Origin of the sequence: Indibacter alkaliphilus LW1 (assembly GCF_000295935.2) — a bacterium.
In the GTDB taxonomy this organism is placed as follows: domain Bacteria; phylum Bacteroidota; class Bacteroidia; order Cytophagales; family Cyclobacteriaceae; genus Indibacter; species Indibacter alkaliphilus.
Map to the genome: position 1 here is coordinate 452,542 of NZ_ALWO02000023.1, position 15,825 is coordinate 468,366.

The 15,825-nt window shown below is 38.0% G+C and carries 14 protein-coding genes; 5 read left to right on the plus strand and 9 right to left on the minus strand.

The window, feature by feature from the left end; all coding sequences use genetic code 11:
- Nucleotides 1–5: 5 nt before the first annotated feature.
- Nucleotides 6–605 (minus strand): tetratricopeptide repeat protein, encoded by a 600-nt coding sequence (locus A33Q_RS06190; RefSeq protein WP_009032649.1) that lies wholly within the window; start codon nucleotides 603–605, stop codon nucleotides 6–8.
- A gap of 18 nt (nucleotides 606–623) precedes the next feature.
- A complete protein-coding gene (locus A33Q_RS06195) occupies nucleotides 624–1,439 on the minus strand; it encodes a 2,3,4,5-tetrahydropyridine-2,6-dicarboxylate N-succinyltransferase (RefSeq protein WP_009032650.1) in 816 nt (271 codons plus the stop codon).
- Nucleotides 1,440–1,472: 33 nt separating this feature from the next.
- Here A33Q_RS06195 and A33Q_RS06200 point away from each other — a divergent pair, with 33 nt between their 5' ends.
- Together A33Q_RS06200 and A33Q_RS06205 are read left to right on the plus strand one after the other, a co-directional pair.
- A complete protein-coding gene (locus A33Q_RS06200; protein ID WP_009032651.1) occupies nucleotides 1,473–2,597 on the plus strand; it encodes a glycosyltransferase family protein in 1,125 nt (374 codons plus the stop codon).
- Between the two features lie 445 nt (nucleotides 2,598–3,042).
- A complete protein-coding gene (locus A33Q_RS06205; protein ID WP_009032652.1) occupies nucleotides 3,043–3,720 on the plus strand; it encodes a metal-dependent transcriptional regulator in 678 nt (225 codons plus the stop codon).
- 175 nt (nucleotides 3,721–3,895) lie between these two features.
- On the opposite strand, the gene A33Q_RS06210 is transcribed toward A33Q_RS06205, so the two are convergent.
- The 7 genes from A33Q_RS06210 to A33Q_RS06240 form a co-directional block, all read right to left on the minus strand.
- Entirely contained in the window at nucleotides 3,896–5,215 is a 1,320-nt protein-coding gene (locus A33Q_RS06210) for an AGE family epimerase/isomerase (protein WP_235062777.1), read from the minus strand.
- Nucleotides 5,216–5,326: 111 nt separating this feature from the next.
- The gene (locus A33Q_RS06215) at nucleotides 5,327–6,934 is read right to left on the minus strand and encodes a GMC family oxidoreductase (protein ID WP_009032654.1); all 1,608 of its coding nucleotides are present in this window, start codon (nucleotides 6,932–6,934) and stop codon (nucleotides 5,327–5,329) included.
- 115 nt (nucleotides 6,935–7,049) lie between these two features.
- Nucleotides 7,050–8,723: an AMP-binding protein gene (locus tag A33Q_RS06220; RefSeq protein WP_009032655.1), complete on the minus strand. Its 1,674-nt coding sequence runs from the start codon at nucleotides 8,721–8,723 to the stop codon at nucleotides 7,050–7,052.
- 134 nt (nucleotides 8,724–8,857) lie between these two features.
- Nucleotides 8,858–10,018, minus strand: a complete 1,161-nt coding sequence (locus A33Q_RS06225) for an acyl-CoA dehydrogenase family protein (protein ID WP_009032656.1) — start codon at nucleotides 10,016–10,018, stop codon at nucleotides 8,858–8,860.
- A 167-nt stretch (nucleotides 10,019–10,185) separates the two neighbouring features.
- Nucleotides 10,186–11,727 carry a M20/M25/M40 family metallo-hydrolase gene (locus A33Q_RS06230; RefSeq protein WP_016254768.1) on the minus strand — a complete coding sequence of 514 codons (1,542 nt, stop codon included), beginning with the start codon at nucleotides 11,725–11,727 and terminating at the stop codon, nucleotides 10,186–10,188.
- Between the two features lie 145 nt (nucleotides 11,728–11,872).
- Nucleotides 11,873–12,460 carry a hypothetical protein gene (locus tag A33Q_RS06235; protein ID WP_016254769.1) on the minus strand — a complete coding sequence of 196 codons (588 nt, stop codon included), beginning with the start codon at nucleotides 12,458–12,460 and terminating at the stop codon, nucleotides 11,873–11,875.
- 379 nt (nucleotides 12,461–12,839) lie between these two features.
- On the minus strand, nucleotides 12,840–13,361 hold the full coding sequence (locus tag A33Q_RS06240) for an acyl-CoA thioesterase (RefSeq protein ID WP_009032658.1): 522 nt from the start codon (nucleotides 13,359–13,361) through the stop codon (nucleotides 12,840–12,842).
- An 81-nt stretch (nucleotides 13,362–13,442) separates the two neighbouring features.
- Here A33Q_RS06240 and pxpA point away from each other — a divergent pair, with 81 nt between their 5' ends.
- Genes pxpA through A33Q_RS06255 form a run of 3 tightly spaced genes read left to right on the plus strand, consistent with a single transcriptional unit; the run spans nucleotide 13,443 to nucleotide 15,735 of the window.
- Nucleotides 13,443–14,165 carry a 5-oxoprolinase subunit PxpA gene (gene pxpA, locus A33Q_RS06245; RefSeq protein ID WP_009032659.1) on the plus strand — a complete coding sequence of 241 codons (723 nt, stop codon included), beginning with the start codon at nucleotides 13,443–13,445 and terminating at the stop codon, nucleotides 14,163–14,165.
- Nucleotides 14,166–14,876, plus strand: a complete 711-nt coding sequence (gene pxpB, locus A33Q_RS06250; RefSeq protein ID WP_009032660.1) for a 5-oxoprolinase subunit PxpB — start codon at nucleotides 14,166–14,168, stop codon at nucleotides 14,874–14,876. It begins immediately after the preceding gene.
- Complete coding sequence (locus A33Q_RS06255) at nucleotides 14,869–15,735, plus strand: 5-oxoprolinase subunit C family protein (protein WP_040490004.1); 867 nt, start codon at nucleotides 14,869–14,871, stop codon at nucleotides 15,733–15,735. The genes pxpB and A33Q_RS06255 overlap by 8 nt, the downstream gene beginning before the upstream one ends.
- Nucleotides 15,736–15,825 lie beyond the last annotated feature (90 nt).

Below are 15,825 nucleotides of genomic sequence, written 5' to 3' on the forward strand. Positions count from 1 at the left end.
CGCAATTATTGACAGTATCTTTCCATAGCTTCTTGTGCATCTTCAAAGTTGAGCTTGATTGCTGAACGCATATCATCACATCCTGATTTAACCCTATCAGTAGCAAATTTGAGTAAGCCTCTGTAATAGTAAGCCTGTCCAAAATTCTTATCCATTTTTATGGCAGTACTATACTCCTTATAAGCTTCTTCAGTATTTCCCAATTGATGCAATGCCCTGCCTTTCATGAAATAGGCCATCGCCGGTGCTCCTGCCACTTCCACTGCATACTCTGCATATAACAATGCACTGGTATGCTTTTTCTGCTTTTGGTAAATATTTGAAAGACTTAACAAAACTTGCGTATTCTTTGCATCATGCGTCAAAGCAGCAAGAAAATCTCTTTCTGCCTCCTCGTATTCTCCTAATTCTTCATGAGAGCGGCCTCGATTATACAATGCCTGGACATTTTTTGGTCTATTGACCAAATAAGCATTATATGCATTGATAGCCTCCTCATAATTTCCTGCAGCATAATATTGATCTCCTTTATTGGATTCTCCAGAAGAACATGATGCTATGATAATGCTGATAAGGGCAACATAAACCCACTTACCGAATTTCATTCTATTTTTACTCCTTTTTTAAACTGCTACATTATTTTCTCTCAAAGCATCGTTTAATGAAGTCTTTAGGTCTGTAGAAGCTTTTCTTTGCCCGATAATCAATGCACAAGGCACCTGAAATTCTCCAGCAGGAAAATTTTTCGTGATCGAACCAGGTATGACCACGGATCTTGGGGGAACATAACCTTTGTATTCCTTAGGTTCTCTTCCTGTAACATCTATGATTTTTGAACTTGCTGTCAATGTAACTCCTGCTCCAATGACTGCTTCTTTTCCAATTCTTACTCCTTCGACGATGATTGCTCTTGAACCAATAAAGGCTCCTTCTTCCACAATAACAGGAGCTGCCTGCACGGGTTCTAAAACCCCTCCAATGCCTACACCTCCACTTAAATGAACGTTTTTACCGATCTGCGCACAAGAACCAACAGTAGCCCAAGTATCAACCATCGTGCCACTGTCCACATATGCACCAATATTAACATAAGATGGCATCATGACCACACCACTTGCCAAATAAGCACCATATCTCGCCACAGCATGAGGAACTACCCTGACACCTTGTTTGGCATAATTTGTTTTTAGAGCCATCTTATCGTGAAACTCAAACGGCCCTACCTCAATGGTATGCATTTTCTGAATCGGAAAATACAAGATGACTGCTTTCTTCACCCAGTCATTGACCTTCCATTCTCCATTTTCCAAAGGTTCGGCCACCCTCAAATGACCACTGTCTAGATCACTGATAACAGTTTTGATGGCGATCTCTACCTCCTTATTCTTCAACAATTCCCTGTTTTCCCAGGCCTTTTCAATAATCGCTTGTAATTCCATATTTTTGATTGATTCTATAATTTAAAAACATCCATGCTACCTGTCAAAATTGCAATTGCTTCTGTTCTCAAACCCCTTAAAGATCCAAGGAGCTATTACAAATTTGGGCTTTCGCTGCGTGAAACAAATAAATACCAGATAAACATCATAGGATTTTGTTCAAAAAAAGAAACTGATGAAAATTCCATAAAATTTCACTCCCTTTTTTACAAAAAAAGAAATTCTTTTTCCCGCTTAAAAGTTGGTTTTAGGCTTTTAAAACTATTATCCAAGATTAAGCCCAAAATCCTTATCGTTACTACCTATGAATTGCTGCCGGCGGCCTTATTGGGGAAGGTTATTTTTGGATACAAGCTAGTTTATGATATTCAGGAAAATTATGCTCTGAACATCACGCTCAACAGCCCTAAAAATAAACTATCAAAACTTTTGGGAACTGGAATAATCAAGCTTATTGAATTTGGTTCAAGGGCTTTTATAGATCACTTTATTTTTGCCGAAAAATGTTACGTAAGCGAATTTCCAGAGATCAATAATCATACAATAATAGAAAACAAATATCAAGGCCCAATAGTGAAAGCAAAGTACACCTTCAAGTTGGAGCGGAGCAACTTAAAATTTTTACTCTGCGGCACTCTTGCTGAGGTCTATGGGAGCATGGATGCCCTTCTTTGGTTTGATAAATTTCACAAACATTTTCCTGATACCAGTTTAAAAATTTTAGGACATGCACCTCTCGAAAGTTTTAGATTGAAACTTATAAAGCATGTGGAGGATAAACCCTATTTTAAATCAACTATTTCTTCCGAGCCTATTCCATATGAGCTGATCTTAAATTCTTATTTAACTACAGACCTGGTTCTTTTGCCTTATCAACAGGTCAAAAGCATAAGTCCCAAAATTCCGGGTAAACTATACGAATGCCTTGCCTTGAACAAAGGTTTCCTTTTCAGCCCAAATACCCAATGGCAATTTTTAGCAAATAAATACAACGCAGGGGTAACTGTGAATTTTCAGGATCTGAGCAAAATGGAAATGATATCCAAAGAAATTTTTTCAAAAGTATTTTACTCTGAGGCACCCAAAATTGACGCCTATTGGGCTTCCGAGGAACTTAAATTTTTAAGCTTGATAGATCGTTTGAGTTCCAAAACTTAAAAGCTGAATTGAAGTCTTATTCCATGAGCAGTCATCCTTAAGTTCAGTACTTTGGCCTGATGAAAATTGGGTCTGTAAAAAATACAACCGCTATAAAGAATAACAGGAAGTGCTACCCTGTCATTCATTTTTTTAGAAAAAAAGATTTTTCATCTCTCCACCTTTATCCACATCCCCGAAAAAAGTTATCCACTTCTCCCCCAATTTAGAAACCAATTTTTGGCTTTTGGAAACTCATGGATTTTTATTTTTTTACAATCTAAGAATCAAATGTGAAAGATTTATTTCTCTATATATCAATTATTTACGCCTTATTTTAGTCTAACCTACTTTTTATTTTAGACACACCTAATTTTAAAAACACAATTAAAATGGGGTTATCCACATTGGTTTTAGTCTCTTATAAACTATTTTTTAGTATAGCCTAAATTAATATATTTGCATCATGAGCGAAAACCCATTACCCATTCTCACCTATTCAGAGGAGAATTATTTAAAAGCCATTTTTCATCTTTCGGAGGAAGGAAAAAAAGGAGTTTCCACCAATGATATTTCGACAGAAATGAAAACCCGACCGGCATCAGTTTCTGACATGCTGAGAAAATTGGGAGATAAAAGTGTGATTGAGTACCGGAAATATTATGGTGTGCACATCACAGAAGATGGGAAAAAATTAGCTCTGCAGACAATCAGAAAACATAGACTATGGGAGGTTTTTTTGGTTGAAAAATTAAATTTTTCATGGGATGAAGTTCATGAAGTAGCCGATGAGTTGGAGCACATCAAATCTAAAATTTTGATACAGCGATTGGACGAATACCTTGGATTTCCCAAGTTTGATCCGCATGGGGACCCTATACCTGATGAATATGGAGACGTTAGGTCAAGACCGCGTTTACCACTATCCGAAATTGAAATCAGTGGAACAGGTCAAATTGTAGCTGTCAAAGATAGCAGTGCAGCTTTTCTTAGGTATTTGGATAAAGTAGGAGCCTACATAGGTGCCAGAATAAAAGTTATTGATAAAGTTGAATTTGATGGATCCATAGAAATTTTGGTAGATAACAAAAAGTCAATTTTCATGTCCAAGGAAGTTGTAAACAATATATTGATCATGCAATAAAAGTAAAAGCCCCCTACCTTCAGGGAAACAAATCTCGACTTCTGTAAAAGATCTGAATAAAGGTTGGCCTTAGGAATGCTTCTTAAACAAGGACAGTATTTATGAAAAAGGATTATTTAAGGCGTCTTGAGCCCTAAATTTATTGATTGGTAGAATGCCTAATTCTTGACACTTCTCATTCAGCAAAAATTCTCAACATCTCAATACTATGTTTGAAAGAACGTAATTGATGGTAATTACCTTTCCAGATATGACCTTTGTCGGCAGTGCTCATTTGAGGCTGTTTGTCTAAACCTCCAGGATACCAATCACCATGAACATGATCGATAAGGTATTCCTGTATATACTCCCACTGCTTTTGAAATTTTCCAAAATAATCCATTTGATCATCTGGATAATGTATTGCCATTAGTAGAAGGGCATTCATCCCTTCTGCTTGAGCCCACCAATTTTTGGAGTCCTTGATAATTCGAGGCTTTTGATCCTCGCCAAAATAATACCCCTCATCATAAAAACCGCCTCTTTCTTCATCCCAACCGAACTTTAAACCATGGTCAATCAATTTTTTAGCTTGCTTGAAGGTGTTTTCATCATCACCCGAACCCAAAACATGAGCAGCTTCAATGAGTAAAAAACCCGTTTCCACATCATGACCAAAAGAAACATGATCCAATTGCCTCTGCTGCAAAATGGTTTCTTCGTCTTTATCCTGAAAAGAAACTGGAGTCCAGTCGGCTTCGAAAAACAAATTCAGATATCCTTTGGGATTGGTAATTTTGTCTCGGACCAAAAGCAACATTTCTTCAAGTCTCTTTTCTAGTAGAGGGTCTTTCCATACTTGATAAAGTGCGGTAAATGCTTCAAGCAGATGAATTGATGAATTTTGATCCTTATACCCAAGGTCAGAGGTACTGGGCGTATCTACGGCTCTTTCTAAAGGGACTCCATCTTGGTCCAAATGCTGGAAATAACCGCCATATTTAGGATCATAGCTGTTATCATCCAACCACTGAAAGGCTTTTACGGCCAATTTAAGGGCTGCTGAATCCCTACTTGCGTCGAAATAAGTTGCCAAAGCATATATGGCAAAGCTGTTTCCATAGGCAGTTTTCATCTTTTCTTTATCCAGCAAAGGCTCACCTGACCTACTGACCATTTGGTAAAACCCTCCATGGGTTGAATCCCACATTTTATTTTTTATAAAATCAAAACCCAATTTGGCACCTATTGAATATTGTTCAATCTCTGGATAAAGCATCATGGCAACTGAATTTGACCACAAGTGCCTTGATTGGGTAACTATAAATTTGTTATGTGGCCCCTCTTTCAAATTAAACTGATAATCAAAATTGCTAAAGTACCCACCTGAATCATAGTCAAATGCCTTAGGATACCAAGTATTGAGCAAGTTCTCTTGCATAGAATTTTCCAGAGCCCTTGCGGTAAGTGCATATTCATAAAGGTCTTTATCCAAAATGTCTTGTTTGCCACACATACAAAACAGCAACAATATAATTGGGTACTTCAATAAAGATTCCATAAGCTTAAATACAAGTCAATGAATAAATTGAACTGATTTCAATAATTGATTTAAATATGGTTCAAATTATTTAATTTGACTGAGAATCAAATCCGCAGCCTTTTCTCCAATCATAATGCAAGCTGCATTGGTATTCCCTGAAATGATATTGGGCATGATTGAAGCATCAGCAATGCGGAGTTTTTGAATGCCATGAACTCTTAAATCTGAGTCAACAACAGCCATTTTATCCTTTCCCATTTTGCAGGTTCCTACTGGGTGGTATAAGGTCTCCAGAGTTTTGAAAATATGTTCTTCCAACGAATCCCTATCAAATGATCTGGGAAGTAGGTCTTCACCTTTTTGATATTGTTTTAAATGATCCTTTTCCATCACTTCCTTGGCTTTGAGCAGGCCTTTTATCAAAAGCTCTTTATCCTCTTTCTCAGAAAGCAGATTTGCCTGGATTAATGGTGGAGAATTAGGGTCAGAATTCCTCAGCCCTATAAATCCCCTACTTTTGGGATGCAGTAAAATGACCATAACACTAAATCCACTTGCTTTCGGGAAAGTACTGATATCATAAATATCCGTGCTGTAATCTTCTTTGACAGCTGAAACAGCAAAATGAAATTGTACATCCGGTCTGTTATCATTTCCATTCAAATTCAGGAAAGCATTTGCAGTAAGTGGACCATTGGTGAGCGGGCCTTTCTTAAATAGGAGATACTTCATCAAGGCTGCTCCCATAGGCAATAGATTCAAACCATGGTTATCTGTATTTACTGTTGACCATGCAGTGACACCGGACCAAATATGGTCCTGTAGATTTTGGCCTACTCCCGGCAAGTTTCGCTTCAGGTCAATCCCGAATTCCTTAAGATAATTGGAATCCCCTATTCCTGACAACATTAGGATTTGGGGAGATTGTATCGCTCCAGCCGATAAGATAACCTCTTTATTCGCATAAAATACTTGTGTATCTTTTCTTATATCTATACTTTCAACACCAATAGCTATATTATTATTAATCATTATCTTACTTACTCTCAAATTAGTCTTTACAGTAAGGTTCTTCCTTTTGAGTACCGGCTTCAAAAATGCAGTTGCCGTACTCTGTCTTCGTTGTTGATGAATGGTGTATTGAAGCAAGGAAGCACCCAATTGTTTTTTCCCATTGTATTCTGGATTTGCCGGAATGCCTGAAGCTTCACATGCTTCGATAAAATGCTTCCCCAGCCAGTGCGGCTCATCTGCCAACTTCACATGCAAAAGGCCTTCCTTGCCGTAATACTCTCCTTCAAAATCATGATTTCTTTCTGACTTTTTAAAATAGGGCAAAAGATCTTTGTAGCCCCAACCTTCATTTCCCAAAACTGCCCATTCATCATAATCTGCTGGATTTCCCCGGACGTAAGCCATGGCATTCGTACTGCTGCATCCTCCCAGTGTTTTTCCCCTTGGTATAAAAATTCTTCTATTTGCCACATGCTTCTGCGGTTCTGTCCAAAAAGCCCAATCAACATCCGACCTATGAAGTTTTCCATAAGCTCCGGGAATTTTAATTTCACTTTTGGAATCCGGGCCACCTGCCTCTACCAAGAGAACTGAATTTTTAGGGTTTTCTGAAAGCCGATTGGCTAGTACACATCCTGCGGAGCCTGCTCCGATAATGATGAAATCGTAAGTATTCAAGCTGGATTGGGTTTAAAGTCCCAAAAAATTACCTGAAAAATCCAGAAATAAAAAATGGATGCCAATATTACTGGCACCCATAAGATGAAATATTTTGAGATTTGGGGTTAAACCCTTATTTCTTTTCATGCATTTCCTTGATTTTCCTTCTGAGAATTTTTCCAACATTTGATTTCGGAAGTTCATCTGTGAAGTATACTTCTCTTGGAACTTTATAATTAGTCAGTTCCTCCCTACAATGCGCAATAATTTCTTCTTCTGTTACTGATTTATCTCTGGGAACTACATAAGCCACAACCTTTTCCGTGGACTTATCATCTGGCATTCCAATAACTCCTGTTTCCATTACTTTAGGATGAGAAGCAATTGCATTTTCAACCTCATTCGGATATACATTAAACCCTGACACCAAAATCATTTCTTTTTTCCTGTCCACTATTTTAACGAATCCATCTTCGTCAATGACTGCAATATCCCCAGTCTTGAACCATTCACCTTCCATGACTTGATCAGTTTCATCTGGTCTATTCCAGTATCCTTTCATGACTTGCGGTCCTTTAATACAAAGCTCTCCTTTTTCTCCAGTAGGCAAAGTATTGCCTTCATCATTGATGACTTTTACATTTGTATTGGGTAATGGCACTCCAATTGTCCCGATTCTTTCTGTCCCATCGATTGGGTTACATACTGCCACAGGGGATGTTTCAGTCAAACCGTATCCCTCTGCCAATGCTATTCCTGTGATTTTTCCCCATTTTTCAGCAGTAGCTTTTTGCACAGCCATTCCCCCTCCTACTGCTACTTTTAAATGACTGAAATCCAAACCACTAAATCCCTCCGCATTCATCAATCCATTAAATAAAGTGTTTACTCCTGTGATGACAGTGAACTTATGTTTTCCCAATTCTTTGATAAATCCGGGCATATCTCTGGGGTTGGTGATCAGTACATTTTTAGCACCGATTTTAAACATGGCGAGGCAGTTTACTGTAAGGGCAAAAATATGGTACAAGGGGAGCGCTGTGATCACTACTTCTTCCCTTTCTTTTAGCCTTGGTTTCATCCAAGCTGAAATCTGTTGCATGTTGGCGACTATGTTGCCATGTGTCAGTTCTGCTCCTTTTGAAACACCTGTAGTTCCTCCTGTGTATTGTAAAAAAGCAGAATCACCAAGTTCCATCCATTCACGGTTAAAGTTGTTTTTCCCACCCTGTGCCATCACTTTTTTCCAAGAGATGGCATCAGGAATATTGAAGGCAGGGACCATTTTTTTCACATGCTTCACGACAAGATTGACAATAGTACCTTTTAGTACTCCAAGCATGTCCCCTAACCTGGTCGTGATGATGTGTTTGGCATGAATCTCTCTTTGGATTTTCTCCAAGTTAAAAGCAAAGTTTTCTAAAATCACTATTGCTGTGGCTCCAGAATCGTCAAACTGATGCTTCATTTCTTTGGCGGTGTACAAAGGATTGACGTTGACGACTACCATCCCAGCTCTCAGTGTTCCAAAAAGAGCAACGGGATATTGCAGACAATTGGGCATCTGAATTGCCACTTTGTCTCCTTTATTCATTTTCAATTCGTGCTGTAAGTAGGAAGCAAAATTCTGGGAATATGTATCCAGCTCATTAAAAGTCATGGATTTGCCCATACATTCATAGGCTACTGCATCTCCAAATTTACTAACGCTTTCTTCAAAAAGATTTACTACTGAACTATATGAGGTTACATCAACCTCTGGATCAACGGATTCCGGGTAAAATTTTAACCAAGGAAAATTCTGCATAAGAAATTTTATTTTGGGTTATGAATTAAAGTTGCAAATACGTCTACTAAAGATAAAGCAATAATGTTTTTTTCAAAAAATAAAGCCACTTTCTCCTTTAGAAAAAGTGGCTTTTATATGAACAAACGCTTATATTAGTCTTTCAGCAATTTTCTTGTTATCAATTCTTTCATGATTTCATTGGTCCCTGCATATATCCGCTGTACCCTCGCATCTGCAAAAGCACGGGCCACCGGATATTCCCACATATATCCATAACCTCCGTGCAGCTGAACACATTCATCAGAAACCTCACATTGAAGCTCGGTTAAAAGATATTTTGCTGAAGATGCCATTGCTGAATCCACTTTTTTAGCATTATGCATCATGACCAATTGGTCAGCATAGATTCTTCCTTGCTCCAGCTTGGCTCCCATTTCTGCCAATTTGAATCGGGTATTTTGAAATTCGGAAATGCTTTTCCCAAAAGCCTTTCTTTGTTTTACATAATCTATAGTAGATAAAAATGCTGATTCACCAAGTGCTAAGGCAGCCAATCCCACTATAAGGCGTTCTTGAGCCAGTTCTGTCATCAAATAGGTAAAGCCCGCACCTTCTTTTCCAAGTAGGTTTTCTTTAGGAACTTTCACGTCTTCAAAAAACAATTCGCAAGTATCTTGGGCATGTAAGCCTACCTTTTCGAAAGGAACTCCTTTGGAAAATCCTTCCATTTTACTGTCAACTATAAATAGACTGATTCCTTTAGCTCCTAATTTGGGATCTGTTTTTGCCGCAATTACCACAAGGTCACAAAGATATCCATTGGTAATGAAAGTCTTGGATCCATTAATAAGATAATGGTCTCCTTTATCTTCAGCGGTGGTTCTGATAGCCTGAAGATCTGACCCTGCCCCTGGTTCCGTCATGGCTACTGCTGAAATCAGGTCTCCTGAAACCATCCCTGGAATATACTTTTTCTTTGCTTCAGCTGTACCGTAGTGGAGTACATAAGGAAAAACAATATCACTGTGCAATGGGTAACCAATAGCAGGCCCAGAGCACCCGGAAAGACCAAGCTCTTCTACAAAAATGGCATTATAACGGAAGTCATCTAAACCCATACCGCCAAACTCCTCGGGAGCTTGAAGACATAAAAAGCCGTTTTCCCCCAATTTCTTCCAAGACTCCCGGGAAACCATTTTGTTTTTTTCCCACTCAGCATTGTAAGGAGTGATTTCCTTTGCAATAAAATCTTTTATGGATTGGCGGAACATTTCATGTTCCTCATTGAATATTGTCCTAAATACAGAATACATTTTCTATTTGGGTTTATTTAATTCAGAATTTATATTAAGTCAATCTGACATTATTATAACTTATGATTCGAAAGATACAAAATTAGGTATCCTATTCCAATATTAATTTTGTAACAAAAAAAGAGGTCAAGTTGCCAAGACCTCTTTTTTTTAATTCTACCAAACAATCATTTCCAAGGTTTTCTTGGTAATTTCTCTTGTCTTTCAGAAGTATTGTAAACCATTGCGGCTACAATGACAGCAGCTTGCGTCATATCAGCAAATTGCATGCGCTCATATACATCCATATTGGTATGGTATCCTTTGCCATAATCTATAGGGTCCTGAATAAATTGAAAACCAGGCACACCTACTGCATCAAATGCCACATGATCTGTAGAACCTGTATTTCTTCTCGTCACAGTTTTTGCACCCATTTCATGAAATGGTTCAAACCATTTTTCAAAAACCGGTACCAGCATATCGTTTCCTTCAAGATATATCCCTCGTATTTTACCAGACCCGTTGTCAATATTGTAATAAGCTGAAATCTTATCCCATTCAGCTTTTTTTTCTTTTGAGTTTCTATCGGCCACATATTTTTGAACATAACCTCTGGAACCAAACAAACCTTGCTCCTCTTCACCCCAAAGAGCGATTCTAATTGTTCTTTTTGGCTGATAATCAAGAGCTTTTAAAATTCTGATTGCTTCCATCATCACAGCTACACCCGCAGCATTGTCATTACCTCCTGTACCTGCATGCCAACTGTCCAAATGAGCTCCAAGAAGCACAAGTTCTGGTTTTAGGTTTTTGTCAGTTCCGGGTATTTCGGCCAAAACATTGTAGCCTTTGTAATCATCATCGAGCCATTCTACCTCAATTTCTGCTTCGATTTTAACGGATTTTCCATTTTTCAATAACCTGTAAATTCTTCCGTGGTGCTCTGCGGCTATTTCCATTTCAGGAACTGTTGCAGCCTTGTCAGTACTAAAAGATCCTGCTCTGGTATGAAAAACTGTTCCGAAACTTCCTCTTGTCCCAGTCAATCTCAAACCAACTTCTTCTTCAAGCAAGAATTGTGTTAACTTCTGGTCCAAAGCTCTTTGGGCACGTAATTGAGCTAACATTTCAGGTGTATACCGTCCACCGCCTGAGCCTATATTGATAGATTTTCTTTCCTCCAACTGTTCAGCTGTCCACCTTCTTGCTTCAGCTTCAAATGCAGGTTCCAAATTGAAGTTGGCGGGTGTAGTCACTACTTTACCCTTGAGCTTGCCTCTGTATTTGTCGAAATCTTCTTCTGAAGTAATTTCCAACAACATCACCTCTGAATCAACCAAACCATTGGTTCCATCAGTCCAGGCTTTTGGGTAGCCAATTACTTGTGCATAATAGGGTTCTTTCATGGCGATATAGGATTTTTTTACATCCCATCCCCTTCCAAAATCTCCATAAGAATCAATCCTGACATTGGATAAGCCCCATTCCTGGAATTTTTCGGCTGTCCATTCTCTCGCTTTTCGGAGATTGGACGACCCTGATAATCTGGGGCCTAGGTAATCCGTCAAATGAAATGAAAGATCTTGAATTTGAGAATTTCCAATGCCTTCATTTTTGATCTTGTGAATCATTTGCAGATCCATTTCCTCTTGGGCTATGGATTGGCTGCCGAAAATGAACATTACCGCCAGGAGTAAATAGAATCCTGTTTTTTTCGATTTAATCATATTTAAAAAGGTTTATATTGATTTCTGAAGTCCAAAAATGTAAAAAAAAAGAATGTCAACAGCTCCACTTATATAATTAGGAATAAAAAACCCTTCAGGGAAATCCTGAAGGGTTAGGTACTGTGGTCAATTAAGTTGGTTCAGCTCAGAAATAAAGGTTTTTTACTCTCCCTTTTTGATCTTTTACCTGTACTGTAATGTCCTCAGCCTTGATTTTTTCAAGTCTGTAGATTTTTTCAAAGGCATTTGGCTCTGTGATATATTCTTTTAGTAATACCTTTCCTTTATCCGTTGTGATCTTAACCTCTACACCGGGTTCTTCCAAGCCTATTACAGTTAATTTAATTCTTTCATTATCCATGTTTTTTCCGTAGGCCATCAATGGATAAGCAATTGGCTCTTCTTCTCTTTCCACAGTATAGACCACATAATCTGCGTTGTTTTCTTTGATATTGCTTTGAACCAATACATGGTACTCCCCTACAGGAAGTTGAGACAGGTCATAAGGTACTTTAATGTCATTTTTTACATTGACTCTTTGGCTGTGAAGGGTTTTCCCCTCCTGATCCAAAATAGCAAGTTTGACTTTTCCCATACCTTCTTTAAGGTATACATTTACTTTGTTGTCCTTTGCTTTTACAGAAGACAAAGCAGCTGCATTTTCATTTGATGCGTGTGCAAAGCTGGCTAATCCCATGGTAGCGGCTAATGCAAGTGTGATGAATGTTTTCATAATTGTGTAAGTTTTGAGTTGGTACTCTCCTATATCCATCTTCTGTTCCAAAAATAAACACATCAATTATTGCCAAACTTTCCAACTCAAAGTCTGTTAAAAAAACGTTAAGTATTTATCATACAAGTATTTATAAAATTTCTATTTTTTATAAAAAAGTGTATCAAAAGCAGTACAGCAAGGGTAAAAAGTGTTCGATAACTAGACATTTCTGACTTGTTTCCATGAAAAAATAATTGAGGCCAAGGTTTCATGAATTTTCATTTTTCACAAAAATTAATTTTAAGAAAAAATTTCATTTCAATTTAGCTGGCCCATGCCAAAAAAAAACCTGTACATTTTCGTACAGGTTTTGTTCTAAGTCGTCCAATTGTATGAATTATTTTCCTTTTTGCTGCAGTTGGTTTTTTAAAGCTTTTACTCTTTGACCTATGGAAATGGCAGAAATATCCATGTCTTCAGAGGTGGCCTTCAAAAAATCAAGAATAGCCCCTTGATGATCCGTAGAGCTTCCTTCTTTGATAGTGACATAGCGCATGGTAGTCCACAATACAGTTTTCAACTCATAACCACTATCATCAGTCATATAATATTCCAACACTACTGTATTGTTATTGTACCATAAGACCCGGCTTTTGATTCTCACCCATTCTCCTACTCTTGCAGGCCGGACATAAGAAATATTGTGATTGTAGACCACCCAGGCCGCTTTGTATTTTTGGATCATATCATACATTTCTACTCCATAAAGCTTGGGTACCTGATCCTCTCTGGCATTGAAAAAATAGTCAAAGTATTTCGCATTATTAAGGTGTCGCAATGGATCGCAGTCTTGAAAACGGATTACAACCCGGCTTTCAGTTTCTTTCGGATAGTGTTTTTCTGGATTGAATTCAAACATTGTTTGTGAAAATGATGCTTACAAATTTAATTAAATAATACGGGCAAATAGGTAAATCCTGTTTTTTGTCTAATTTCAAATGTGAAAAAAATCAAACGCTTGGACATCAATTGTGACCTTGGAGAAGGCTTAGGAAATGATAAAGATCTCATACCTTTTTTGGATACCTGCAACATTGCCTGTGGAGGACATGCGGGTAATAGGGACACTGTGCTTTCCACCATGCGGCTTGCAAAAGAACAAAGTGTAAAAATAGGCGCTCACCCTTCCTTTCCTGATTCTCAAAATTTTGGAAGAAAAGAAATGGAAATCGAGCCATCTATATTAAAGAACAGTCTTATCCATCAGCTTGATTTATTTTTTGAAATTGCAGTAAAAGAAAACATGAATGTCCACCACATCAAGCCACATGGGGCATTGTATAATAAGGCTGCAAAAGATGAAAATACAGCTCGATTAATCCTTGAACTGATTGTCGAAAAGTACACTGGGACTATTTTATACTGTCCCCCAAATTCTATGATGGAAAGCTTGGCAGCCAACTATGCTGTTGCCATCCACAGAGAGGTTTTTGCCGACAGAACTTATCAAGATGACCTGAGCCTTACCAATAGAAAAGAACTCAATGCTTTGTTGACCACTCCAGATGAAGTGATTTCACACCTTTCTTTGATCTTTGAAAGAAAATCCATTCGATCTCTAAGTGGTAAAATCTTTCCTATTCAGGCAGATACTGTTTGTGTACACGGAGATAACCCCGCTGCTTTGGAAATATTAAAGTCAATCCACTTCAATTTTGGCTAAATGGAAATAAAATTTGAGTATACACATAGCAAACTCATCGAACTTAGTTGGCCAAAGAGCATTTCACCTGAAACACTCAAACAGCTGATACAGGTGAAGAAATTTCTTGAACATGAATATGCTGAGGGAATCAAAGAAATCCGAATGGGCTTCCATACCCTTTCCCTTCGTTTACAATTGGATATTCAGAAGGCTGATTGCTTAGAACTTCTTGATGAAATTAACACATTGGATTTTTCGGATTTTGAATTTCAATCAGATACCTGGTCAATTCCTGTTTATTATGGAGCTGAGTTTGGTAAAGATTTATTCAAACTTTCTGAACTCCTTCAGCTATCAGAAAAAGAGATTATCACCCTTCACGCTTCCAAAGAGTACCAGCTTTATTTTTACGGCTTTTTACCAGGATTTATGTATTTGGGCGGTTTGGATCCTAAACTTCATATCCCTAGAAAATCCAATCCTGAAAGGACAGTGAAGCCTGGAAGCGTAGCAATTGGTGGATCACAAACAGGTATTTACCCCATTGAAAGCCCCGGAGGATGGCATGTTATAGGCAATTGTCCAATTTCCCTGTTCGACATCCATCAAACCCCGCCCGTCCAACCAAAAATCGGTGATTTAATCCGTTTTAGATCTATTGATTTGCAGGAATACAATGATTTGAAACATCTGAGTAAATTAGGAAATTATACTTGGAAGCATGATTAAGCTACCCGCATACATACATTTTCTTCAACCTGGACTAATGAGCAGTATTCAGGATTTAGGCCGTTTTGGCTTGGCCCAGTTTGGAGTTCCTTATTCAGGTGCCATGGATAGATATGCTGTGGCCCAGGTGAATTTTATTCTTAGAAATCCCAAAGATGCTGCTGTACTTGAAATGACCGGAATAGGACCTGAAATGGTATTTGAAAGCGAAACAAGAATTGTATTCGCAGGTGCTGAAGTAGAGGCGCTTTTAAATGGCAAAGGAATCAAATATGGTCAGGTAATTGAAATCCAACCAGATGATCATTTGGTGGTGAAGAAAATCAAAAAAGGTCAATGGGCCTATATGGGCATTCAGGGAGGGTTTGAATCTGAAACAATTGCAGGAAGTAAAAGCTGGTATGGGAGCATTACTCCAAGAACAAAAATTACAAAAGGTGATAGCGTCTGTTACCTTTCTGAAGAAAACAGGTTTTATCCTCCTGTAGAGACAAAAGCCAAAATCAGATCAGACTGGTTTAGAAACAGTAAAATCCAAGTCTATCCTGGCCCTGAATGGGAGTTACTTCCGAAGCTGCTGCATAACAGGATTTTAAATAAGTCATTTACTATTTCAGATATGATTAACCGAATGGCCTATCAACTTGAAGAAGTAATTGCGCATGATATGGAGCCCATATTGACTTCCCCTGTTTATCCTGGAACAATTCAGCTTACCCCTTCCGGAAAACTCATTGTTTTGATGCGGGATGCCCAAGTGACAGGTGGATACCCGAGAATTTTACAAGTAGAAAATGCTTCTTTGAATGTCTTAACACAAAAAAGAACAGGAGAAAAAATCACATTTAATATATCTTGATGATCAAACTTTTCAAATCGGAATTCATCTATATCTCCGGAATACCAACTTTGAATTTTTTAAAGCGAGCTCCAACAAATTGGTTTCAAA